We start from the raw sequence: 24,079 nt of genomic DNA, 5'->3' as shown, positions 1-24,079 counted from the left end.
AATCCTACATATACTATCTAACACTAGATACAATGAGCGAGAAATGTACAGATTGCAATGGGAAAGGCTATAGTGTCACTGGCACTGCCAAATGCCCTGAATGCAAAGGGACTGGTAAATCAAAGTCCGTAGACTTCATGAAGCTATCTGAGAAAGATATGGCTAATTTTTTGAAAAACGGTTCTTCCTGCAATAACTGCGAAGGAACCGGAGAATTGGAAACCAGAGAAACATGTTCAACATGCTCTGGAAAAGGTACTTTTTATAAGTGCAAAATATGCGGTACAGAAATGGACAGACTCTATGAAGGGGATGAGGTCTGTTCCTCATGTGCAAAGAAACAGATAGTTTACAAGCTTGACAATTCATGTACCCTTGATGAACTTGAAGTTGGCAAAATGTACCACGCAGTTGTCCGGAACATTGCAGAGTTCGGTGTTTTCGTCGACCTTAATTCCAACCTTCGGGGACTGGTACATTCCAGCAACATGAAGGAACCATTAGAAGTAGGAGAAGCCGTGATAGTAGGTCTTAAGGAGATAAAACCAAGAGGAAAGATGGACCTGGTGCCACGCAAGCTGAAAGAGTACCAGACCGTGGAAATTGAAAAGGACCTACCAACAAAACTGGCAAGTGAAGTTTCCCAGATGGTAGGCCAGAAGGTCAGGATAGAAGGTGAGGTCATCCAGGTCAAGCAAACTGCAGGACCAACCATCTTTACCATTGCTGATGAAACCGGGCAGGTATCAGGTGCTGCTTTTGAGAGTGCAGGTGAAAGGGCGTATCCTCAGATAAACTCGGATATGATAGTTACAGCCACCGGAGAGATTACTTCACGTGGCGGTAGTGTTCAGCTTGAGATCCAGAGCCTCAAAAGACTCACCGGGCCAAAAGAAGCCGAAATACTCCAGCGCATCGAAGCTGCAATTGACCGAAGGGCAGAACCCTACGATATAGAATACATGGTTGAGAGTGAAGTTCTTGAGAAACTCAGACCGATCATGAAGAAGGCTGCAAAGGAAATAAGGAAAGCGATCATTAAATCCACACCTATCCTGTTGCGCCACCATGCCGATGCCGATGGTATGACTGCGGCCATGGCCATTGAAAAAGCCATCATCCCCCTCATAAAAGAAGTTAATGGAGCTGACGGGGAATATTACTTCTACAAACGTGCACCTTCAAAGGCACCGTTCTACGAGATGACGGATGTCGTCCGCGATATCGGCTTTGCCCTTGAAGATGTGGTAAGACATGGACAGAAGATGCCACTTGTCATAAGTGTGGATAATGGATCCTCTATAGAGAACGTGGCTGCAATGAAGCAGGCAAAGGTATACGGCATCCAGATGATAGTCATGGACCACCACCATCCCGACGATGAGGTCGATGAATACCTGCTAACCCATGTTAATCCGGCACATGTTGGAGGAGATTTCGGTATGACAGCAGGTATGCTTTGTACCGAGGTAGCACGCATGATAAATGTCAACGTGGAAAAAGAGATTAGACACCTCCCTGCAGTAGCTGCTCTTGGAGACCGCTCAGAAGCAGAAGAAGCAAAGAGATACATAGAACTGGTATCTGACAAATATACCTTGCAAAACCTGAAGGATATGGCACTTGCCCTTGACTTTGCAGCTTACTGGCTGAAGTTCAACACCGGAAAAGGTATCGTTGACGATATCCTGGACTTTGGTGACCATGTGATACACAAGAACCTTGTCAACGTGCTTTGCGAACAGGCAAACGAGATGATAGCCGAACAGATAGACGTCTGTATGGCACATGTAAAATCTCGGGAACTTCCAAATGGTGCAATCCTCAATGTGCTGGATGTGGAGAACTATGCCCACACATTCACATTCCCACCACCGGGAAAGACATCGGGTGAAGTCCACGACAGACTATGCAAGAAGTTTGTGGATAAACCAATTATAACCATAGGATACGGACCTGACTTTGCAGTCATCCGCTCAAAGGGTGTCAAAATGAATATCCCCCTAATGGTAAGGGAACTCTATGAGGAAATCAAAGGTGGTGGAGTCAATGGTGGAGGACACCTTGTAGTTGGAAGCATCAAATTCGTAGAAGGCATGCGCACAGAAGTGCTCTCAAAGCTTGCGGAAAAAGTAGGATCAGTAGGAGTTGAATAACTCCTACCAGTAAATTGTATTAAAAATTTTAAAAGTTTTTTTAGTCCACACGGACTATGCGCACAAGTGCATGTACAGGGACCTCAGACAATGACTCAGAACCGGTCTTATCCACAAGCACCGCAATTGCAACCGGCTTTGCACCTGAGCTTTTGAGCTGGTTAACAACATCATTCATAGTGGCACCGGTGGTTATGACATCATCTACTATGACACACTTCTTTCCTTTGATGCCTGCAAAGTTCCTGCTAAATGAGCCATTTACCTTGGTTTCATCGCCGTGCTCATTGTAGGCATGGTATACTGATAATTCAGTATCGAGTTCTTCTGCCATAAGACTTGCAAGAGGAACACCGCTAAGACCGATACCAACCACCATGTCAATATCATTGCCAGTGTCTTCCACAGTATCAAGTATCATGTCACACATGGCAATCCCAACATGACGCATCCTGTATGCACTCTTCCCTATACTGCTCCAATTAACTGATATATCCTTAGGTGCCGGGGAGGTTTCTTCCTTCTTTGCACGGGTAAGCAACCACGTGACAGTTTCCCGGGAAACGTTAAGTTCATCTGCAATTTGCCTTGTAACAAGGCCGTTTGCCTGCAATTCAAGGGCTTTTTGGATCAATTTGTCAATATTCTTCATATGAATCCCGCATGTTCATTTTTAACCTGTAATTTGTTATATAACAATAGAGATGTTATATTTTTCTTTTACGCCTTTTCTTAAGTGAAGAACCACAAACCGGACATACATCACCGCAATCAAAACGTCTTCGACAACCCACACATTCCTTTTGCCATACCAGCACATCATTTATTTTTTTCTGGGCCACGGGCTTCACTTCTATACCCAGAACCCTGGCAACATTCTGAACGGCATAATCATCAGAAAGAAGTACTGAACTATCCTTATACTCAAGGGCCTTGGCAAGAATATCAATGTCAGTTACCGATAACTCATCGCAGTCTCTTGTTTTTTTTGCAATGGCCAGGACTTTTTCACGAAACCTTTCATCTGGCATCTCCACACGTGCCCCGTTTTCGCGGGCAAGCTCAAAACGCATGGATGCCTCATTGCTTTTGAGTTCATTTACAACCGAAGGGATTGTTATCATCCTGTAGGGTTCGATTCCTGTCCCCATTATGAAGACTGCAGAATCCGCAATGTAGTATTCCATATAGTAGCAGATACTTGCTGAATATAGATTAAATCTTTGTCAGTTTCAAAAATGAGCCATTATCATAAGCTTAATAAATATACATAAACATTTATAAAATAAATATAGGTGAAAGGAAATGATCATTCATGACGAGAATATCCAGCGGAAATATTGACTTAGACAAAAGATTACAGGGAGGTTTTCCTCAAGGAGAGTGCATCCTCATTACAGGTGAGCCCGGAACCGGTAAAACCATTTTTGGCATCCAGTTCCTTTACAACGCATGCAAAGAAGGAAAGAAATGTGTAATGATAGCAACTGAGGAGGTTCCGGAAAAGATAATAATTCATAGTAAAGCGCTTGGATTTGACCTTAAACCTTTTGTGGAGAGCAACCAGCTTACTATGATACACTTCCTTGAAATGAGAGCAAACAATGTATCTGAAGGATATAACAATGTCTGCATGCACATAGATGACATGAACAACCTTGCGCATATCATACAGGAAGATGTCGATGTAATCGTCCTTGATAACCTCGGTACCTTTTCAATAGGAATAGAACTGAAACTATTCAGGGATAAACTTGAGACCCTGACATATATGCTATCAAATCAAAACCGAACATCGCTTATAGTAATGGATGCAACCGCACATGAACTTACACACCGGATAGCTGAGTACCCCACTTATGGAACTATCAGGTTAATGACAAAAGAAAATCCGTATACCGGCAAAATGGAAAGGTTCATGTATATACCCAAGATGAGAGGGACAAAGATCTCACTGGACATTATCAACTATGACATAACCGAAAAAGGCATCAAACTGTTTCCACCAAAGGCCAATAGATAAGTATAATTGAGAATATTCTTAATTTAAGACCAGGCAGATTGATAAAATGGACATCTCAAAAGCTAAAGAGAGCATCGTTGAATTCATAAGGGAAAGAACAAAGGAAGCGGGTGTAAAAGGCGCTGTAATAGGGATCAGTGGAGGCATCGATTCCGCTCTGACAGCTTACCTGGCAGTTGAAGCCCTTGGTAAAGAGAATGTCCTTGGCATACATATGCCAGAGCTCAATCTAACCCCTGCAGAAGATGTACTGGATGCCACTGAAGTGGCGGAGAGGCTGGGGATTGAGTTCAAGACCGTCGATATATCAGAGATCCTTTCTGCATACATGAACTCAATTCCGCAGAGTTCAGCTTCCAATTCACATGCCAATGGAAACCTCAAAGCAAGGATCCGTATGTCTACCCTTTACTATTACGCAAACATGATGTCAAGGATGGTAATGGGAACCGGTAACAAAACAGAGATACTCTTAGGATATTTCACAAAATACGGAGACGGAGGGGTTGACCTTGAACCAATCGGGGACCTCTACAAAACAGAGGTTAAAGAGATGTCAGCATTTCTAGGAATTCCAGAAGAGATTATCACAAAAGCCCCTTCAGCAAGGTTATGGGCAGACCAGACCGACGAGGAAGAACTGGGAATCACATATGAATTGGTTGACAGGTTCCTTGCCCTTTTACTGGAAGGGGAAAGTCCACAGGTTGCACAGAACACTCTTGGGCTGACAGGCATCCAAAGAGATTCAGTGGTAAAACGCATCAATGCAAACCTGCACAAACAAAAGGCTCCTCCCATAGCAGACCTAAATTCCCTCAGATAAGGCAAAAATGGTATTATCTGCCGGGGAAAACAGGCAGATCCTCTTTGTCAAATCTCAGAAGCTGTTTTGCAAGATGGCGCCTCGCACATGGAGGAACCTCATAGAACCCGGCTTCTAATTCCCTTTTCACTTCAGATATTTCCGTAACCATTGAACTGGTGCCGCACTTTTTGCACCTGTAACCCTGGCCGGAACCAGCAGATTTCATCCTCTTGGTACAGGAAGGACATAACGGATTTTTAACTTCGTATTTTTTGGAAAGACTGATTATCTTTATTTTTTCAATGTTCACTGTCCTTTCAGTAACACTGCCATAAACAATCACCCTGTCACCGGGGATGAGTTTGCGTATCTGTTCTCTGAAATTCTTTGTGGGTTCAAAAGCTGCGCAATCAATAGTGTTGCTGGTATCATCCTTCAGAGAGAATATTGTGTGTCCACCCCTGATGATATCTGGTTCAGAGCAGACCTGACCTTCCAGAATATAGGAATGAAGTCCAAGAACATCACTGATCTTTGGCACGGATATCAGGTGCATATCGGTACCCTGATTTGTCCGATAGATACATACACGTTCCACAGGTTCGGAGCTCACAAAAGATGCAGCCTTTTCCACAGAAGATGCGCTCTTTCCTCTTATTCCGTAAAGTACCGGATCCCCTGAGTGAGGCACGCAAACCACCATTTCATTTTTGAGGTCTACGGTATCCCACGTATTCGGATAGGTCTGCCTGTCAGCTTCAAAAAGAGATTTTTTATCAACAAAACGCGGGGTTCCCCAGAAATCCTTTTGCCTGTATGCAAGATACTCATAGGTATGATCCCATTTCGTATCAAGCATTGCACCACATGCGGAAAGAGCACCTATAAGTCCACGCCCGTTCTTGAATAACTTAAACTGAAGTCCAAGTCCGCAAGCCAGTTCTTTTGCTTCATCTATTGTAATCACTTCTCTGACAGCGCGCATGAAGAACTCACTCAACTTTTGTGAGACTTTCTCAAACTGATCACCTGTAACGAATACGATACCAGGATTGGTGTTCTCATTGTCCATGCATGCCATGGAAGCAACCCTTTGAGTTACATGCTCCATTACTTTGTCCGGTTCTCTGCATTCCAAGAACAACGCAACAGAAGCATTCCCGCGAGTCTTATAAGGAATAGTAGGATTCAGGCGGACAAGTACAGGTTCTGATAAGATGCTTGCAAAAGATGAAAGCTCATCCTTTAAAAGGGCGCAGAGGTATGTAGTACACATACCATCCCTGGAATCAGTATCATCAATGCCGACAACCATTTTGATGTATTCAGTGCTCATTAGACCAATAGCAAATATGAGTGATCAATATTAAATGATTCCTTTACATACTTCACTTATTGCCTGGATTCAAATGCTACGTGTCCATGCTACACTTTTACAAACGTATAATCCCAGGCCATTATAACTATTCCGGCGTGTAAGAAAACATCTGCCAGATATAATCTTTTGATAATGTGCTGGGCTCCGTCTTTTAAAAAAGAGGCCAGACTGCACCCATGGCTAACACCGACAGGATAAGTATATATAGATGTGCAAATACACTCTATCTGTCATGACAAAAGAGATCCTGATACATCAGATCGTTGATGTATTACAGCAAGCAGACTTCACTGTATCAAAAAGATGCAACATAAGACCACGGAGTTTTGATCTTGCAGCAAGGAAAGGCGAAACACTAATTTTTTGTAAGGTCTTGTATAATATTGACGGACTAAATGAAGAAACTGCAAGAGAAATGAAGAGTCTTGCACGATGCCTGGGAGGAACTGCAGTACTTATTGGAGCAAAGACCCGGGACCAGTTGCTTGAGGATAGTGTTGTGTACATGCGCTATGATATCCCTGCAGTCAATGTGCAAACCCTTTATGACTATTTTGTAGAGGATGTGCCTCCTCTTGTAGCAGCTGCACCTGGCGGACTTTATGTATCTATCGATGGCGAGGTACTCAAGGAAGCTCGCCAGAGAACTGACATGTCATTAGGGGCACTTGCTACTGAACTTGGAGTATCCAGAAGAACCATCAGCAAATACGAAGAGGGAGGCATGGATGCATCCATAGATATAGTCCTCCAGCTTGAAGAACTGCTTGACGTGGCTCTGGCAAAATCCATAGATATTCTCCGTTGTTTTGACAAGAAGATAAATGTTGAAGTTCCAAAGGAAAAAATACCCGATACGCAACCTGACGACGGTATTCTGCATATGCTCTATGCCCTTGGCTACCAAGTTATGTCAACAAGCCAGGCTCCATTTAAGGCTATATCAAAGGATACTTCCAATACACTTCTGACAGGTGTCAGCATTTACAGCAGCGCAATGATAAAACGCGCAGACCTGATGAGCAGCATATCCAGCGTAACGAGAACAAAATCAGTCTTCATAATAAACGGGCAGATCAAATCAGAAACTGTTGAAAACACAGTCCTTATCGAGAAAAGGGAATTAGACAAGTTATCCGGTGCTGACGAGCTGGCAGAACTCATTGATGAGAGAACTAAGAAACACAACATCAATATATGATGTACTTACTTTTTGATGGTCTTTTTTTACTACATCTTTTAAATTTCCACCAGTATTTGACAAATCCCAAAACTCTAATATACAGAAATCCCTTTTAGAACTAACAATGACCACCAACATCGCAGTACTTGTTTCAGGAAGAGGATCAAATCTTCAGTCAATTATCGACAACATCGAAAATGGCTTCATAAAAAACGCAAGGATATCTGTTGTCATAAGCGATGTGGATGATGCTTATGCACTTGAACGTGCCCGCAATCATGGAATTACCGATGTATTCATAGACCCTTCCGATTTCCCAAATAAGCAGGAATATGAAAAAGAGATGCTGGAAGTCCTGAAAGACAACGAGGTAGATCTTATACTTCTTGCCGGGTACATGCGCCTGATAGGAAAGGACCTCATTGCAGCATACCGCAACAGGATAATAAACATTCATCCTGCACTGTTGCCTTCATTTAAAGGCCTCCACGCACAGCAGCAGGCTTTCGACTACGGAGTAAAAGTCAGTGGTTGTACAGTACATTTTGTAGATGAGCAAATGGACACAGGCCCCATAATCATCCAAAAATGCATACCTGTCCTTGATACGGATACTGCAGAAGATCTTGCAGCACGCATACTTGAGCAGGAGCACAAAAGTTACCCGGAAGCAGTCAAACTATTCGTTGAGGGTAAACTTAAAGTGGAAGGTCGAGTTGTAGTACACACATAAATAAAGTCATATAAAGCACTGGCAGAGCCAGACGTATCTTACAAACATATCATTATCGAATCTAACGGTTGGTAACAATGTCTTACATCTTAGAAGTTGACCCGGATATTGCAGAGGCCCTCAGGCTGGAAGCAAACCGCCAGGATTACAAGTTGAACCTGATTGCATCAGAGAACTATGCAAGCCGTGCAGTAATGGAAGCACAGGGCTCTGTAATGACGAACAAATACGCAGAAGGATATTCAGGAAAGCGCTACTACGGCGGCTGTGAATTCGTGGATATTGCAGAAGACCTTGCCATCGAAAGAGCAAAGGCAATTTTTGGTGCTGAGCATGTGAATGTCCAGCCACACTCAGGCTCCGGTGCCAATATGGCATGTTATTTCTCAGTCCTCAAACCAGGAGATACTATTATGTCCATGGACCTTACACACGGAGGCCACCTTTCACACGGAAGCCCTGTGAACTTTGCGGGACAGCTCTATAATATAGTTCCATACGGTGTTGACAAAGAAACTGAAGCTCTTGACTACGATGCCCTCATGGCAATGGCAAAGGAAAGCAAGCCACAGATGATCGTCTGCGGTGCTTCAGCATACTCAAGAACCCTTGACTTCAAGGCATTCAGGGATATTGCTGATGAAGTTGGCGCATACCTGCTTGCAGATATCGCACACATTGCAGGACTTGTTGCTGCAGGTGCACACCCAAGCCCGGTGACTTATGCAGACTTTGTCACAACCACAACCCACAAGACCCTCAGGGGACCAAGAGGTGGAATGGTCATGTGCAGGGAAGAATATGCAAAGAACCTAAACAAAGCAGTGTTCCCCGGAATCCAGGGCGGACCACTCATGCATATCATCGCTGCAAAGGCTGTTGCTTTCAAAGAGGCCCTGGGTGAGAAGTTCAAGGAAGACCAGTTCCAGACCGTAAAGAACGCAAGTGTCTTGGCAACAGAACTGCAGAACAATGATTTCGACATAGTATCAGGTGGAACAGACAACCATGTAATGCTTGTGAACCTGAACAAATTCAATATCACAGGAAAGGAAGCAGAAGCCGCAATGAGCAAGGCAGGCATCGTGCTCAACAAGAACACTATCCCATTTGAGACAAGGAGTCCTTTCATCACAAGTGGAATAAGGATCGGCACACCTGCTTCAACAACCAGGGGAATGAAAGAAGACCAGATGAAAGAAATAGCAGGATTGATCGCAGAAGTTGTCAACAACCTTAATGATGACGCAGTCCTTCATGGAGTCAACTCTGATGTTGAGCAGCTTTGCAGTGGATTCCCCATATATAAATAATTGATAAGTAATCCTATATTGGGATAATTTCAAAGGTGTTTGCACAATGGCAGAAGAGAACTATGATTCCAAAAAAATAGATGGCAGAAGCCTTTCAAATAAAGTTGAAGAGCAGGTTAAACAGGGAGTCAAGCAGCTTAAGGCAGAGAAGGGCATCGTTCCTGGACTTGCAACAATACTTGTGGGTGAAGATATTGCATCTAAGATGTATGTACGCCTGAAACACAAAGCGTGCGAGAGGGTTGGCATACACGCAGAAGACCATAATATGCCAGAATCCACCACCCAGGAAGAGCTTATGGAGCGTATCGTGGAATTGAACTCAAGGAAGGACATACATGGGATCCTCCTCCAGTTACCTCTTCCAAAACACCTTAATGATAAGTCCGCAATGATTGCTATTGATCCTGCAAAAGATGCTGATGGGTTCCATCCATATAACATGGGCAAACTCTTGATAGGCGAGGAAGGTCTTGTACCCTGCACCCCTAAAGGTGTTATCAGAGCACTTGAAGAGTACAATATCCCGGTACAGGGCAAACATGCAGTGATTGTCGGACACAGCAACGTTGTGGGAAAACCCATGGCTGCAATGCTTGTGAACAGGAATGCAACGGTTTCTGTGTGCCATGTTTTCACAAATGAACTGAAGAAGTTCACCCTTGATGCCGATATCCTCGTTGTGGGAACAGGTGTCAAGCACCTTATCAAAGCAGAGATGGTCAAGGAAGGCGTAGTTATTTTTGATGTAGGTATCACTGAGGAGAACGGCAAAGTATATGGTGATGTTGATTTTGATAACGTGGTGAAGAAGGCTTCACTCATAACCCCTGTTCCCGGGGGGGTCGGTCCTATGACCATTGCCATTCTGATGGAACACGTGCTTACAGCAGCAAAGAATGTATGATAAGCACATGTATATTTTATTAATTGAATACTATGTTATCTGATTGATGATCTAACCCTGAATTTGAATTAATATTACCAGGTTGAATAATGGTTGTTGATGTTAACATATGCGGCTTGAAGGTTGGCGATGAGCACCCGGTGAGATTGATGGGAGTCATCAACCTGAGCAAGGAATCCTTCTACAAGGATTCGGTTGTTAGTACTGATTCTGTTCTTGAAGTGGCACAAAGAATGGTTGACAACGGTGCAACTATATTAGACATAGGTGCACGCTCCACATGGCCTCTTGCAAATCCTGTCATTGGAGAAAAAGAAGAACTTAACCGTATGATGTCTGCACTGGACATACTGAAAGACAATGTGGATGCACTCATTTCTGTAGATACTGTATATGCCAGTGTTGCAGAGGAATCCCTGAAGCAGGGGGCTGATATTGTTAATGATGTATCCGGATTCACCACAGACCCGCATATGATCGATGTTGTGGCAGATTATGATTGCCCTGCTGTTGTAATGGCATCAGAAGAAATCCCCGGCGACCCCATAGGCATGGATGCTATCATGGCATCTCTTGCAACCATAATTGCCAAAGCCAATGCAAGGGGAATAGATACGAATAAACTCATACTGGACCCTGCCATCGGGAAATGGGTTCCTGAAAAGGACCCTATATATGATTTTGAAACGATCGACCAGTTCGAGAGCCTGAAGGTGTTCCAGAAACCACTGCTTGCTGCAATCTCAAGGAAATCCTGTATCGATGCCGTGCTTCACAAACCGGCAAGTGAAAGGTTATATGGTAGTCTAGCAGCAACGGCGATCGTTGTTCACAAGGGAGCACATATCATAAGGACACATGATATTCCTGAGACAAAGGACGTTGTTGAAGTTGCAAAGGCAATGAGGAAACGCGAATCATTTGTAAAATCAGGAGATTTTGAAGTCAGCCTTATGGACATAACACATCCCGATGATGCTGAATACCTTATGAGAAGTATGAGTGTTACAGGCACCGGTGCAAAGGTCATGAAGAACAAGACCGTAAGCAAGGTGATACGTGTGAACAATATCACCACCACCGAGGCACTGATAATCAAGCAGGAGATACTGGCAAGAGGTGGAGATGCCGCCCTTGAGCGTGATGCTGTATCCCATGAAACTGAAAAGACTGATGTGCTTATAATTGGAACTATATTACAATTCGAAAAACTGGTTCATAAGCTCTCATTCCAGGCACGCCAGCTTCCACTCATTGCTGAAATGATAGCAGAAGCCTTTGAGAATGACATGGATGTGGAGCACCGTTACCTGAGGGAAACATGATAATCTCGTCTGCAAAACCTTTTGAAGAGATACTGGAACTATTAAAGGATGAGGATGACATTTTTGTCATAGGCTGCAATGCCTGTGCCGCAAAACTGCATGTGGGTGGTGAGCCTGAGGTTATTGAAATGCAGCAGCGACTGCAGGATGCAGGAAAGCACGTTGTTGGCTGGGTAATTCCAAGCGCGGCATGCAGCGTGGCGTCCTTTGATTCGCTTATTGAAAAGAACCACGCCATAAAGAAGGCAAAAACCATTCTTGTTATGGCATGCGGTAGTGGGGTTTCCATAGTATCAGGGATTACAGACATACCAGTCTACCCCTCAAACAACACAGAATCACTCGGAGGACGTTCACAGGGAGAAGTGATACCAGAACTTTGTGCCATGTGTGGTGATTGTATGGTGTATTATTTCGGTGGTATCTGCCCGAAAAGTCAGTGTCCCAAACAGTTGCTCAATGGCCCCTGTGGTGGTTCGATTGATGGTAAATGTGAAGTTGACCCTGAAAAGGACTGTGTCTGGGAGCTAATCTACCTCAGGCTTGAGAAAATAGGCAGACTTGACCTTCTTGAGATCACCTGGGATGCTGAAGAAGGCACCGAAGAGTCAATCTGACATTACTGAAATTTTGTTATCCTGAATAGCTGAAAAGTTGTTTGCAGGATAATATTTCCTGTGCCTGCCATCTTTTTTGTCACGTATCACATTCTCATCTTTCAGCCTACTTATGTGCCAGTGAATTGTACTTTCATCAACCCCAAGTTTTACAGATAACTCTTTACCTGTAACTCCAGGTTCTTCACAATTTTTCTTTAAAACACATTTTCGTGTATCGCTTTTTGTATTAGAAACAGCGGCTTGCAGAGCGTTCTCATTTGAATGACCCCTGCTGAAATAATTAACAAACCGTCCCTGTTTTAGAGCAACAAGGAGATTTGAAAGCTGAAGCTTTTCAGCATGATACTGAATGTTCCTCTTTTCATGTCCATATCAGAAAGAACACGAACTATCCTTTTAGATGGCTCCTGTAGATACTTACACTGATCCTGACAGGATACCTTGCTTACAATTCATTCCATGATATCCTGTTCGGGATACAGGGAAGGACCATCACAGAAGAGATTCTTATAATCTTGTCAGAATCCATATTCGTATTTCTGATAACAGTGGTCTTATAGGAATGTGGTGGAAGCTTCCACATTCTGCATTGGTCAAAATAGATACCGAGAAAAACAATTTCTTCTTCTATACGAATGGAACAGAAGAGTTCAGATATATAATCGAAGAACAAGATTCAGTTCAACATGAATGATAAAATCATCAAAATAAACATCAACCCCGGAGAGATTAAACTCTACCCCGAAAATGAAGAAATACCAGCTATTAAAAGATAGCCTTGGTTCCCTGTTGCGATGATTTTAAAACCCAGACACACATATAATTCCCCGATGTCCCGGACCTTCAAAGACAAACTCACATCAAACGATTTTCTGATAACAGCAGAAGTCAGCCCACCGAAGGGAACAGACCTTACAGAGATGCTTTCTGATGCGGAACTCACAAGAGGATGGGTTGACGCTCTCAATGTAACTGACAATCAGAAAGCCATTATGCGTATGAGCCCGCTGGCAGTGAGTAAAGCTCTCCTTGACAGCGGTCATGAGGTTATCATGCAGCTTACATGCAGGGACAGGAACAGGCTTGCACTGCAATCCGATCTTCTTGGAGCATATTCCATGGGCATCAGGAACATCTGCATCATGACAGGTGATCACACAACAAAAGGAGATCATCCAAGAGCAAGGCCGGTTTATGATCTGGACTCTGTGCAGCTTCTGAGTATTGTCAGGAAGATGCAGGAAGGTTTCGACCTTGCAGGCAATGTCATAGAGAATCCGCCTGCTTTTATAGTCGGTGCGGTCACTAATACCGACTCCTCAAAGACCATGCAGATGATGAAACTGCGGAAAAAGACAAGAACGAAACTTGATTTTATGCAGACACAGGCAGTTTATGACATAACACAGTTTGAAACTTTCATGGAATCTATCGGTGATGTCAAGGTCCCGATGATTGCCGGAGTCATACCCCTTAAATCCGCAAACATGGCACGTTTTATGAACAAAAATGTTCCTGGTATAAATGTGCCTGCTGAAATAATAGAGAGAATTGACAAAGCTGAAAAGCCAGTTGAAGAAGGCATATCCATCTGTGCGGAAACTATAATTGAATTAAAGAAACTCTGCCGTGGAATCCACATAATGCCCATTGGCAAACACAATAATACATATAGAATATTCGAAATGGCCGGTATAAGGATGAACGACCAATGATAAAAACGCAAATAGACCATGCTAAAAGTGGCACTCTCACATCTGAAATGCTTATTGTTGCAAAAAAAGAGGGAATCGAAGAAGAACTTGTCCGAGAAAGAGTTGCAAACGGTAGTCTTATCATAATGACGCGTAAGGGATGTCCGCCTGTTGCCATCGGCAAGGGTGCCAGCACCAAGATCAATGTGAACCTGGGGACATCTTCAGCTGCAATTGACCCTGAATCTGAAATTGAAAAGGTAAAGATCGCACAGAAATATGGTGCTGCCACCATCACAGACCTCTCCATGGGAGGAGACATCTCAGCCATCCGGAAGATGGTGTTTAGGAATACAGAACTTCCGGTTACAACCGTTCCCATCTACCAGACAATTGTTGAGTGTGGAATGGATAATGTCACCTTTGATGACATTCTTTCATACCTGAAAAAACAAGTCAAAGAAGGAGTCAGTTCAGTACTCATCCATTGTGTTGAAAGGAAAATGCTTGAAATACTGAAAGGAAGTGGCAGGGTCATGGGAATGGTATCCAAAGGTGGTTCCTTTACCAGCAGTTTCATGATCCTCAATGATTCTGAGAATCCTTTCATAGAACATTTTGATGAAATAATGCAGACCCTCAGGGAAAACGACGTTGTCCTCTCATTGGGAAATACCATGAGAAGCGGATGTGTCCATGACCTGAAAGACGGTGCCCAGCTGATGGAGATAGAAACAAATGCTGCCCTTGCAAAAAGAGCAAATGACATGGGTGTGCAAGTAATAATTAACGGTATGGGAGGACATATCCGGGCATCCGACATACCGGATTCTGTCAGGTTATACAAGGAAAAAGCTGACTTTCCATTATTTGTAGCAGGCCCCCTGCCAACTGATATTGCTGTGGGATATGACCACATAGCAGGAGCGGTGGGAGCAAGTATGGCAAGCGGAGCTGGTGCGGATTATTTATGTTACATTACACCGGCAGAGCACCTTTCATTGCCAAATCCCCAGCAGGTCAAAGAAGGACTTATTGCATTCAGGATTGCAGCACATATAGGAGATTCCATGAAGTACGGTTTGAATGACAGTGATCTCATGCTTGCCACAAAAAGAGCGTCTTTTGACTGGAGAGGGCAGGCAGAGCTTGCCATTGACCCTGACAGGCCTGCACAGATGTGTCCTGAAGAGGGAGGACCATGTTCCATGTGTGGAGATTATTGTGCGATTAAGATCATGAAAAATTACTTGTCAGGGGATAACTGAATGCATGCAGATTTCCCATCCTTGCAGATGTTTGGCATAAAAACCCCTTTAATAAAACCAGGAGATAACATTGCACATGTCTTGATCAAATCACTTGCCAGGCAGAACATGCAATTCCAGGACAATGATATCCTTATTATTGCAGAATCACCCCTGGCAACATCCGAGAACCGGCTTGTTTGCCTTGCAGATATAGAGCCCGGGGATAAGGCAAAAAAACTGGCAGAAGAATACCAGCTTGACGCAAGGGAAATGGAACTTATACTTCAGGAATGTGACGAGATATTTGGTGGTGTGCCAGGAGCTGCACTTACCATCACAAAAGGAACACTGGCACCTAATGCAGGGATAGATGGTTCCAATGCACCTGAAGGGTATGTGGTTCTTCTCCCAAAGAACGCACAGGAAAGTGCAGGAAGGATCCGCAGGGAAATAAAGGATCACTGCAAATGCAAGATCGGAGTTATTGTCGGTGACAGCCGTACACAACCGCTGAGACTTGGATGTGTTGGTATTGCTCTTGGAACCTCCGGTATGGTACCGGTTGAGGATGCCAGAGGTACACTGGACCTTTTTGGAAAGGAAATGAAGATCACCCGCAAGGCAGTTGCCGACAACCTCGTATCTGCTGCCCAGCTACTTATGGGAGAGGCAGGGGAAAGTGTGCCTGCGGTGCTTGTAAGAGGCGGGCCTGCCCGTGTGGTTGAGGAGGATATTGAAATGCCTTTGTTCACTAGGGAAGAGTGCATGTATTATAGCAACATCAGAAAAGCATAGCTTTTTTGTAACTATCCATTCTACCATAATATGTATATTGATGCTGATTTCGCTGAAACGGAAATGTTTGCTTACTGATAAAACAAAAATAAAAAAACAATCATTAGCAACAATCAAAATAAATAATTTAAAATAAATTTACTCCGCTGATATTTAGGAGGATGGCGGATGATTGTGTAATTATTAGGCTGAATAGTTACCATAGAATTTAAGGATAGAGCAAAATTACTTTGTATATTGCTTGTCTGCCTATTTTATAATAAAGGAAGAAAAGATAATATACTACCTTCTTTTCGAAAAATAAAACAAAATAGAACCTCTTTATCAAACTTGAAACGATACATTAATATATGTGATCATGTCACATATAAAGAAGGATAATTCATATAATCTTTTTCAAATTGAGGTATTACAATTCATAGAAAAAAGAAAATTGAAGTACGTAATCTTGTCAAGATATTTGGCAAAAGCCCTCAAAAAGCAATCTCTTTAGTAGAGAAAGGAATATCAAAACAGGAAATATTTGAAAGAACTAGACAGACGGTCGGCCTTTATAATGTGAATTTTGATGTTTACGAAGGCGAGACTTTTGTACTAATGGGGCTCTCCGGTTCAGGAAAATCAACTCTTTTGCGCTGCCTGAACCGCCTTATTGATCCAAGTGACGGACATATCCTCATTGATGGGGATGACATTGCCACTATGGATGACAAAGAACTAAGGGAAACAAGAAGAACGAAAATGAGTATGGTTTTCCAGAGTTTTGCTCTTCTGCCTAACAGGAATGTGATCGATAACGCAGCTTTCGGACTTGAGATCCAGGGGATGGCAAAAGAAGAGAGATATGCCAAAGCTGAAGAAGCAATTGCTAAAGTCGGCCTTAAGGGTTATGAATCAAGCAAAACATCACAGCTAAGCGGAGGAATGCAACAAAGGGTAGGACTTGCAAGAGCACTTGCAACTGACCCTGATATACTGCTTATGGATGAAGCTTTTAGTGCGCTTGACCCTCTTATAAGATCAGAGATGCAGGATGAATTGCTTGCACTCCAGGATAAGCTCAAGAAAACCATTGTTTTCGTTTCCCATGACCTGGACGAAGCCCTGAAACTGGGAGATCGCATCGCTATAATGAAAGATGGCATTGTCTCCCAGATAGGAACAGCAGAGGAAATACTAACCGATCCAGCTGACGACTATGTGTCCGAATTCGTTGCCGGGGTGGACAGGACTAAAATACTAACCGCGGAGAACGTTATGAAACGGCCGGAACCTGTCGTTTCTGTTAATTCGACAGTTACGGTTGCGACACAACTCATGAGAAAACATGGAATATCATCTATATTCGTTGTGGACCCTGAAAAAAGAGTGAAAGGAATTATTTTGATTGATGATGCAGTCCTGGCCGTTAAGGAAAAGAAAACAATAAATGAAGTATTGATCACAGATATTAAAACTGTTGAACCGAATCTACCTATCAAGGACATAATCCCAATGATAGCAGACTGCAAATACCCGCTTGCAGTTGTTAATGACAACAATAAACTCATAGGGGTCATAGTAAGAGGTAGCATTCTTGGTGCCCTTGCAATAAAGAGGGAGGATTAGAATGGTCGTACCTAAACTTCCAATAGGAGAATACGTTGAAGTGGGCGTTTACTGGCTGAATGATCATTTTGGGTTTTTGATGGATATCTTCAGTGAATTTATCGATATGCTCATCTCCACGTTCAAAGACATTCTATTATTCCTGCCACCTCTTATATTCATAATTATTACTGCTCTGCTTGTTTACCTGGTTTCCAAAAAGGACCTGAAACTTGCAGTCGGAACTGCTATCGGCTTTTTGCTAATAGACAGCATGGGCCTATGGAATCTTTCTATAGAGACCATAGCCCTAGTACTGTCATCTGCAGTTGTGGCCTTATTGGTAGGTATTCCAACAGGTATTTTATCAGCAAAGAATGAAACAATATTCCACATAGTCAAGCCAGTGCTTGACTTCATGCAGACGATGCCTTCTTTTGTGTATCTGATCCCTGCTGTGATATTCTTTGGACTGGGTAATGTACCGGGACTTGTTGCAACCATTATATTTGCGATGCCACCGGCCATCCGTCTTACGAATCTGGGAGTCAGACAGGTTCCTGTTGAACTTAGAGAAGTTGCAAATGCATTTGGTACAACCCCAATGCAAAAATTGGTCAAGGTGGAATTACCGATTGCACTCCCTACTATTATGGCGGGCGTAAATCAGTGTATCATGCTTTCACTTTCCATGGTCGTCATTGCGGCCATGATCGGTGCACGTGGACTCGGATATCAGGTGCTTGTAGGTATCCAGAGAGTGGATATAGGTCAGGGATTTGAAGCAGGTCTTGGAATTGTGATCATTGCAATTGTACTTGACAGGCTTACACAGAGTATAACACCTAAAAAATGAAGAGAATTATTGAATGGAATTTACAGACCTCATGGTCTTTATAATATACAGTAAACGTTGTGATAAAATGAAAAGAGGAATAAAAGCCCTTACAGTAATCTTAATGCTTGCTATGCTGATCATGGTAAGCGGATGTACCGATCAGGGCACAGACGAAGCAATCGATAAAAAGGAAGCAACTATAGGCTATGTTCTCTGGGACGGGGAGATAGCCAGTACCAATGTCATGAAACTTGTACTTGAGGAGGCAGGTTACGATGTGGAGATCATTTCTGTTGACGCTGGTCCTCTTTATCAGGGACTTGCAGACGGACGGTTCGACTTTACAACTTCCGCGTGGCTCCCCCAGACTCAGGAAAACTACTGGGAAACATATGGAGATGACATAGACAGTGTAGCAGTGAACCTTGAAGACTGCCGCATTGGCCTCGTTGTTCCAACATACGTGACCATTGATTCAATTGATGAATTAAACGATAATAAGGAACAGTTCAACGGTGAGATAATAGGAATTGATCCGGGGGCTGGAATAATGTCAACAACAGAAAATGCAATTGACAACTATGGTCTTGATTACGAACTTGTTGCTAGCAGCGGTGCAGGTATGGCAGCCGAACTTCAGAACTCTGTAGCAGATGAAGAATGGATTGTTGTAACACTCTGGACACCACATTGGGCATTTAACAGATTTGACCTTAAATACCTTGAGGACCCAAACGGTGCCTATGGTGAAGCAGACCACGTTGAAACCCTTGCAAGGAAAGGTCTTGCAGAAGATGATCCTGAACTTTACGAGATCATCAGCAGGTTCCAGTGGACACATGAAGACATCCAGTCTGTAATGACAGACCTTGCAGCGGGAGTACCTGAAGAAGAAGCTGCTCAAAATTGGATAGATGCAAATCCTGAAAAAGTAAGTGAATGGATTGGAGAGAACTAAGGTTCTCTCACTTTTTTATTTTTTACAGGTGTTTATTTAGATTAAGTTTTTTTATGCATCCTCAAAATAATCCTGATCTATTTTTTTAACGTCATAAGTCTTAACAGTAGAAACGCCCACATCATATTCAATCATAAGTTTGGCTAAATCAGGACCATCAATTAGTACAATATTTCCTGTATCTTTAGCATACTCTTCAGCTTCTTTTGAGAAGTTAGCTGTCGTTATAAAAACTCCTTTTTTGGGTTGCTTTCCTATGAGAGCTCCAGCAAATCTTTGAATCTCTGGTCTACCTACAGTGTTTTCCCATCTCTTGGCTTGAATATAAATTGCATCTAATCCCAACCGATCTTCCTTGATTATACCATCAATCCCACCATCACCACTTTTTCCAATTGCCTGTCCAGCATCCTTTAGAGATCCACCATATCCCATTTTTATTAATACATCAACAACAAGTTTTTCAAAAAAACCAGGTGAATTGGTTTTAATTGTATCTAAAATATCAGATGCAAGCTCCTCGTGTAATTTCAGAGAAGTGTTTTCAATCAATTCTTCTGGATTCAACTCTTCATTTGGAACACTTAGATCTTGAACTTTTGCAGAATTACTGCTAATATTAATGAAATCATTGAACTCATTGAATTTTGATAAATAAGCTACATCTATTTTATCAGGCTTTTTTGAGAGAACATCCAATCCTCTTTTAGTTATACAAAAATAGCCTCTCTTTTTAGAATAAATTAACCCTGCTTTTTTCAGATAAGTACGAGCCCAACCCACTCGATTATCAAAAATTGCTTGTTTTCCACTTGGTAATAACTCTTTCATCTCTTCATCGGAAAGGCTGAAATAAGATGCAAGTGACACTATTACTTCGCGTATATGATGTTCAAGCTCATCTGATGAATACTCTAAGAGAGGAAGCATAATTGATTGATAATCAGGGATAACCAGGAGACCACATCCTTTTTTATTACACTTTATTCAAATTCAAAAAGTAAATAATTTGTGTTTATTATTCCCCTTCTTCTAATCCATAAGCCTGCATGATCATATGATACTCATTAGCAGGCATCCTTGAATAGAATGCTCTTTTGATGACCTCACTTAATGATGGATGGATGTCCATAGCATACATTATAGGACTGATGTCCTGGGTTTCAGTGTACATCAGAGGAATTATCTGGTGGATCAGCACCGAAGCCTGCGGGCCTATTATATGGGCACCGAGTATCTTCTGTGCCTTGCCATCAATGATCACTTTAACAAATTCATCACCCAGTGACATTGAGACACCTTTTGCTGTTTCCTGGAAACGATAGAAACCGATGACCAGGTTATCATCTCCGTATTTGTCAATGAATTGTTTCTCAGTCATTCCGACACTTGATATTTCAGGATATGAGAATACTGCATGTGGAACTGCATGATAGTCCACCTTTACCTTCTTTTTCAGGGCAGCGTTGTAGTAGACAACTGATGACTCGTGATTTGCAACATGTTTGAACAGGTATTTTCCATTTGAATCACCAAAGGCCCAGACGTTTTTCATGGAAGTTTCAAGGTACTCATTGACCTTTATCCAGCCATGATTGTCAGTTTCAACACCTCCAAGTTCAGGTTTGAGTATGTCAGTGTTCGGACTTCTGCCAGTGGCAACCAGTATATCAGAAACAGTGACTTCTTTTTCCTCACCGGTCTGACGATGTTTTGCAATCACCGCCTTACCTTCGGATGAGGATTTTACTTCCACGACCTCATAATCAGTGAGAATTTCCATATACTCTGACATCATCTTCTTTGCAAGAGTAGATACTTCCGGTTCTTCTTCAGGGATAAACTGGGCATTCCTACCGATTATAGTTACCTTTGAACCCATGGCTGAAAAGAAATGTCCGTATTCAGCTGCAATATAACCTCCGCCAATGATAGCAAGACTGGATGGAAGTTCCGTTAATTCAAGCACTTCGTCGCTTGTGAGAAAATCAATCTCATTCAATCCTTTTACAGGGGGGATTGCAGGCTTTGAACCTGTACACAGGAATATCATTTTTGCACTGATGGTCTCCTCACCAACTTTCATAGTATAAGGAGAAACAAATTCAGCTACTTCATTGTAGAAATCCAGTCTTTGAAGATGAGTGTAACTGTGCCTGATGCTTTCAATATTTTCTGATATTGATGTACGCATCCTTTCCATTACTGCTTTGAAATCAATACTTTCGATTGATGTTTTAATGCCGAAATTGCCTGCCTTTCCAATATCCCTTACAAGCTCTGCAGGGTAGAGGAGCATCTTTGATGGAATGCAGCCTCTTGTAAGACAGATTCCTCCCGGTTCATCCTTGTCAATAAGAGCAATTTTCATTTCAGGATCTGCATCAAGCATTGCACTAACATAATTCATCCCGGAGCCTGTACCTATTACAATAAGATCATATTCTTTCATCTGATTCCCCACAATACAATATTCCTATGACCATTGGTTGTCAATCAGTATAATCATTTCCGACAGGTTTTAAGATTATTCAGTAAACAGGAGACAGGTAAAAAATAAATATCGGTGATTGTTTCCCGTTACCTGACAGCTAATTATTATATAAATAGAATGATATTAAGATGCAAGAGACATATAGGACCGTGTCATATGAACTATGAAGGACAGAACAACGAAAAAAGAGAACAACTGGCCAGTAGAATAGGTTTCCTGTTAATTTCAGCGGGTTGTGCCATCGGACTTGGCAACATATGGAGATTTCCGTATATCACTGGGAAATATGGAGGAGCAGCTTTTGTTTTGATCTACCTTGCATTCCTTGTTTTGCTGGGATTTCCAATCCTTCTTATGGAATATTCCATTGGAAGAGCAGGAAAACTGAACATTGCAGGAGCTATGAGAAAACTTGAGCCTGTGGGCAGTAAATGGAATATATTCGGGTACCTTGGGATTATAGGAAATGTTCTGCTTGTTATGTTCTACACTACTGTTGCAGGCTGGGGGCTTGCATACATATATTATTCTATAACCGGGAGTTTCATCGGACTTGATCCGCATGAAGTAAGTATATTTTTTGGGACATTCCTTAGTAACACTTTAGAGATAGTACTATGGATGGTTCTTGTTGTGATTACTGGTTTCTGGGTTTGTTCAAAAGGACTTCAGAATGGAGCTGAAAAGGTCAGCAAGAACCTCATGACTGGAATGTTCATTATTTTGTTGATTCTTGTTTTTAAGTCGGTCACCCTTCCCGGAGCCTCTGCAGGAATTTATTTCTATTTAAAACCAGACTTCAGCCTGATCGACAGTGAGGCTATTTATGCAGCCATGGGACAGGCTTTCTTCACATTAAGTGCTGGTGCCGGGGGAATGGCAATATTTGGAAGTTACATTGGAAAGGAGCGGTCCCTTCCAGGAGAGGCTATCAACGTGGTTGCCCTTGATACCTCTGTTGCATTGCTTGCAGGACTTGTAATATTCCCTGCAGCATTTGCTTTTGGTATTGATGCAGGTTCGGGACCTGAACTTATTTTTGTGACCCTGCCCAATATATTCAATCAAATGGCTGGAGGACATATATGGGGATTTATGTTCTTTATTTTCCTTTCCTTTGCTTCAATGTCAACGGTTATCGCCATTTTTGAGAATATAATGGCTTTCACAATTGATGAATGGGGGTGGACGCGCAAAAAGGCAGCTCTTGTCAATACCATTGGAATAATCATGCTTTCACTCCCATGTGCACTTAGCTTTGGTCCTTTGAGTGGCATACAGCCACTCGGACCTGGCAGTGGAATAATTGATCTGGAGGATTTTATATTTAGTAACAATATTCTCCCAATTGGTGCTCTTTCAATTGTGATGTTCTGTACTCTGAAAATAGGATGGGGATGGAATAAATTCACAGAAGAAGCAAATACCGGAAAAGGATGGAAAATACCTGGATGGATCAGCCCATATGCAAGATATGTATTGCCCTTCATTATCCTGACAATACTTGTGCGGGGATGGATGAACTTGTTAAGATAGGGATATGCATTCGCAAAAAAAAGAAATGAGGTCTATGAAGCCTCATTTATTGAACAAGAGAGAAACTTTAATCCAAATGATCTTATGCTATATAGACGCTTTTGAGTATATAACTCATACAATATAATACAAATAAATAAAAACCGTAACATTGTTTAGTATAATTGTATTAGCAAAATCATCTGAATTTAATTAACAAAGACGAAACATAAAAGTCCAAGCACAAAAAACAGAGCTAAGTAAAAAAACAATATTGAAAATGATTATCTAATAGATATAATGAGTGAGTTGGCAGCGATCCAGAGTTCCCGAAGACTCTCGTACTTCAGTACAGTAAGGAACGCTGGCAGGCTTATCTTCTGTGTTCGGGATGGGTACAGGAATCTCCCTGCCGCTATGGCCGCCAAACTCTCTCACAATGAATGGTAAAATTTAAAGCCAAGGTCCGGATTCGAACCGGAATGGAATCGCTCTGCAGGCG

The 24,079-nt window shown here is 42.4% G+C and carries 22 protein-coding genes and 1 rRNA gene; 16 read left to right on the top strand and 7 right to left on the bottom strand.

The window, feature by feature from the left end; all coding sequences use genetic code 11:
* Positions 1-32: 32 nt before the first annotated feature.
* Positions 33-2,156: a DHH family phosphoesterase gene (locus BB781_RS10565; RefSeq protein WP_094228457.1), complete on the top strand. Its 2,124-nt coding sequence runs from the start codon at positions 33-35 to the stop codon at positions 2,154-2,156.
* Between the two features lie 40 nt (positions 2,157-2,196).
* Here the strand turns inward: BB781_RS10565 and BB781_RS10560 are convergent, their stop codons facing one another.
* Both BB781_RS10560 and BB781_RS10555 read right to left on the bottom strand, forming a co-directional pair.
* Positions 2,197-2,808: an orotate phosphoribosyltransferase-like protein gene (locus BB781_RS10560; protein ID WP_094228456.1), complete on the bottom strand. Its 612-nt coding sequence runs from the start codon at positions 2,806-2,808 to the stop codon at positions 2,197-2,199.
* A gap of 55 nt (positions 2,809-2,863) precedes the next feature.
* Positions 2,864-3,343 (bottom strand): NOB1 family endonuclease, encoded by a 480-nt coding sequence (locus BB781_RS10555; protein WP_094228455.1) that lies wholly within the window; start codon positions 3,341-3,343, stop codon positions 2,864-2,866.
* A 128-nt stretch (positions 3,344-3,471) separates the two neighbouring features.
* On the opposite strand from BB781_RS10555, the gene BB781_RS10550 reads away from it, so the two are divergent.
* Both BB781_RS10550 and BB781_RS10545 read left to right on the top strand, forming a co-directional pair.
* Positions 3,472-4,179, top strand: coding sequence for an RAD55 family ATPase (locus BB781_RS10550; RefSeq protein WP_094228454.1), 708 nt, complete (start codon positions 3,472-3,474; stop codon positions 4,177-4,179).
* 37 nt (positions 4,180-4,216) lie between these two features.
* The gene (locus BB781_RS10545) at positions 4,217-5,005 is read left to right on the top strand and encodes an NAD+ synthase (RefSeq protein ID WP_277985499.1); all 789 of its coding nucleotides are present in this window, start codon (positions 4,217-4,219) and stop codon (positions 5,003-5,005) included.
* 13 nt (positions 5,006-5,018) lie between these two features.
* Here the strand turns inward: BB781_RS10545 and BB781_RS10540 are convergent, their stop codons facing one another.
* Positions 5,019-6,323, bottom strand: a complete 1,305-nt coding sequence (locus BB781_RS10540) for a tRNA(Ile)(2)-agmatinylcytidine synthase (RefSeq protein WP_242492623.1) — start codon at positions 6,321-6,323, stop codon at positions 5,019-5,021.
* Positions 6,324-6,597: 274 nt separating this feature from the next.
* On the opposite strand from BB781_RS10540, the gene BB781_RS10535 reads away from it, so the two are divergent.
* The 6 genes from BB781_RS10535 to BB781_RS10510 all read left to right on the top strand — a co-directional run bounded on the left by BB781_RS10535 (position 6,598) and on the right by BB781_RS10510 (position 12,443).
* Complete coding sequence (locus tag BB781_RS10535) at positions 6,598-7,566, top strand: transcriptional regulator (RefSeq protein ID WP_094228464.1); 969 nt, start codon at positions 6,598-6,600, stop codon at positions 7,564-7,566.
* A 106-nt stretch (positions 7,567-7,672) separates the two neighbouring features.
* Complete coding sequence (gene purN / locus BB781_RS10530; protein ID WP_094228452.1) at positions 7,673-8,281, top strand: phosphoribosylglycinamide formyltransferase; 609 nt, start codon at positions 7,673-7,675, stop codon at positions 8,279-8,281.
* A gap of 77 nt (positions 8,282-8,358) precedes the next feature.
* The gene (glyA, locus tag BB781_RS10525) at positions 8,359-9,594 is read left to right on the top strand and encodes a serine hydroxymethyltransferase (RefSeq protein ID WP_094228451.1); all 1,236 of its coding nucleotides are present in this window, start codon (positions 8,359-8,361) and stop codon (positions 9,592-9,594) included.
* 46 nt (positions 9,595-9,640) lie between these two features.
* Positions 9,641-10,501 carry a bifunctional methylenetetrahydrofolate dehydrogenase/methenyltetrahydrofolate cyclohydrolase gene (locus BB781_RS10520; protein ID WP_094228450.1) on the top strand — a complete coding sequence of 287 codons (861 nt, stop codon included), beginning with the start codon at positions 9,641-9,643 and terminating at the stop codon, positions 10,499-10,501.
* A gap of 89 nt (positions 10,502-10,590) precedes the next feature.
* On the top strand, positions 10,591-11,826 hold the full coding sequence (gene folP / locus BB781_RS10515) for a dihydropteroate synthase (RefSeq protein WP_094228449.1): 1,236 nt from the start codon (positions 10,591-10,593) through the stop codon (positions 11,824-11,826).
* Entirely contained in the window at positions 11,823-12,443 is a 621-nt protein-coding gene (locus BB781_RS10510) for a methylenetetrahydrofolate reductase C-terminal domain-containing protein (RefSeq protein WP_094228448.1), read from the top strand. The genes folP and BB781_RS10510 overlap by 4 nt, the downstream gene beginning before the upstream one ends.
* On the opposite strand, the gene BB781_RS16475 is transcribed toward BB781_RS10510, so the two are convergent.
* A complete protein-coding gene (locus tag BB781_RS16475; RefSeq protein WP_394335338.1) occupies positions 12,435-12,692 on the bottom strand; it encodes a winged helix-turn-helix transcriptional regulator in 258 nt (85 codons plus the stop codon). The genes BB781_RS10510 and BB781_RS16475 overlap by 9 nt on opposite strands.
* A 548-nt stretch (positions 12,693-13,240) precedes the next feature.
* Between BB781_RS16475 and BB781_RS10500 the strand changes: the two genes are divergently transcribed.
* From BB781_RS10500 to BB781_RS10475, 6 genes are all read left to right on the top strand, one after another.
* On the top strand, positions 13,241-14,161 hold the full coding sequence (locus BB781_RS10500; protein WP_394335337.1) for a methylenetetrahydrofolate reductase: 921 nt from the start codon (positions 13,241-13,243) through the stop codon (positions 14,159-14,161).
* On the top strand, positions 14,158-15,408 hold the full coding sequence (gene thiC / locus BB781_RS10495; RefSeq protein WP_094228445.1) for a phosphomethylpyrimidine synthase ThiC: 1,251 nt from the start codon (positions 14,158-14,160) through the stop codon (positions 15,406-15,408). The genes BB781_RS10500 and thiC overlap by 4 nt, the downstream gene beginning before the upstream one ends.
* A complete protein-coding gene (cofE, locus tag BB781_RS10490; protein WP_094228444.1) occupies positions 15,409-16,185 on the top strand; it encodes a coenzyme F420-0:L-glutamate ligase in 777 nt (258 codons plus the stop codon).
* Positions 16,186-16,743: 558 nt separating this feature from the next.
* Positions 16,744-17,793: a quaternary amine ABC transporter ATP-binding protein gene (locus tag BB781_RS10485; RefSeq protein ID WP_242492622.1), complete on the top strand. Its 1,050-nt coding sequence runs from the start codon at positions 16,744-16,746 to the stop codon at positions 17,791-17,793.
* A gap of 1 nt (position 17,794) precedes the next feature.
* Complete coding sequence (locus BB781_RS10480; RefSeq protein WP_094228442.1) at positions 17,795-18,628, top strand: ABC transporter permease; 834 nt, start codon at positions 17,795-17,797, stop codon at positions 18,626-18,628.
* 13 nt (positions 18,629-18,641) lie between these two features.
* Positions 18,642-19,568, top strand: a complete 927-nt coding sequence (locus BB781_RS10475; RefSeq protein WP_242492621.1) for a glycine betaine ABC transporter substrate-binding protein — start codon at positions 18,642-18,644, stop codon at positions 19,566-19,568.
* A gap of 51 nt (positions 19,569-19,619) precedes the next feature.
* On the opposite strand, the gene BB781_RS10470 is transcribed toward BB781_RS10475, so the two are convergent.
* Positions 19,620-20,498 (bottom strand): restriction endonuclease, encoded by an 879-nt coding sequence (locus BB781_RS10470; protein WP_242492620.1) that lies wholly within the window; start codon positions 20,496-20,498, stop codon positions 19,620-19,622.
* A gap of 88 nt (positions 20,499-20,586) precedes the next feature.
* Positions 20,587-22,020, bottom strand: coding sequence for a dihydrolipoyl dehydrogenase (locus tag BB781_RS10465; RefSeq protein WP_094228440.1), 1,434 nt, complete (start codon positions 22,018-22,020; stop codon positions 20,587-20,589).
* A gap of 198 nt (positions 22,021-22,218) precedes the next feature.
* Here BB781_RS10465 and BB781_RS10460 point away from each other — a divergent pair, with 198 nt between their 5' ends.
* Positions 22,219-23,598, top strand: coding sequence for a sodium-dependent transporter (locus BB781_RS10460; protein ID WP_094228439.1), 1,380 nt, complete (start codon positions 22,219-22,221; stop codon positions 23,596-23,598).
* Positions 23,599-23,884: 286 nt separating this feature from the next.
* Here BB781_RS10460 and rrf read toward each other — a convergent pair.
* A 5S ribosomal RNA gene (rrf, locus tag BB781_RS10455) occupies positions 23,885-24,006 on the bottom strand.
* Positions 24,007-24,079: the final 73 nt, after the last annotated feature.

It is taken from the genome of Methanolobus psychrotolerans (genome assembly GCF_002243045.1).
Classification (GTDB): Archaea; Halobacteriota; Methanosarcinia; order Methanosarcinales; family Methanosarcinaceae; genus Methanolobus; species Methanolobus psychrotolerans.
This window is presented reverse-complemented; position numbering and strand designations above follow the sequence as displayed.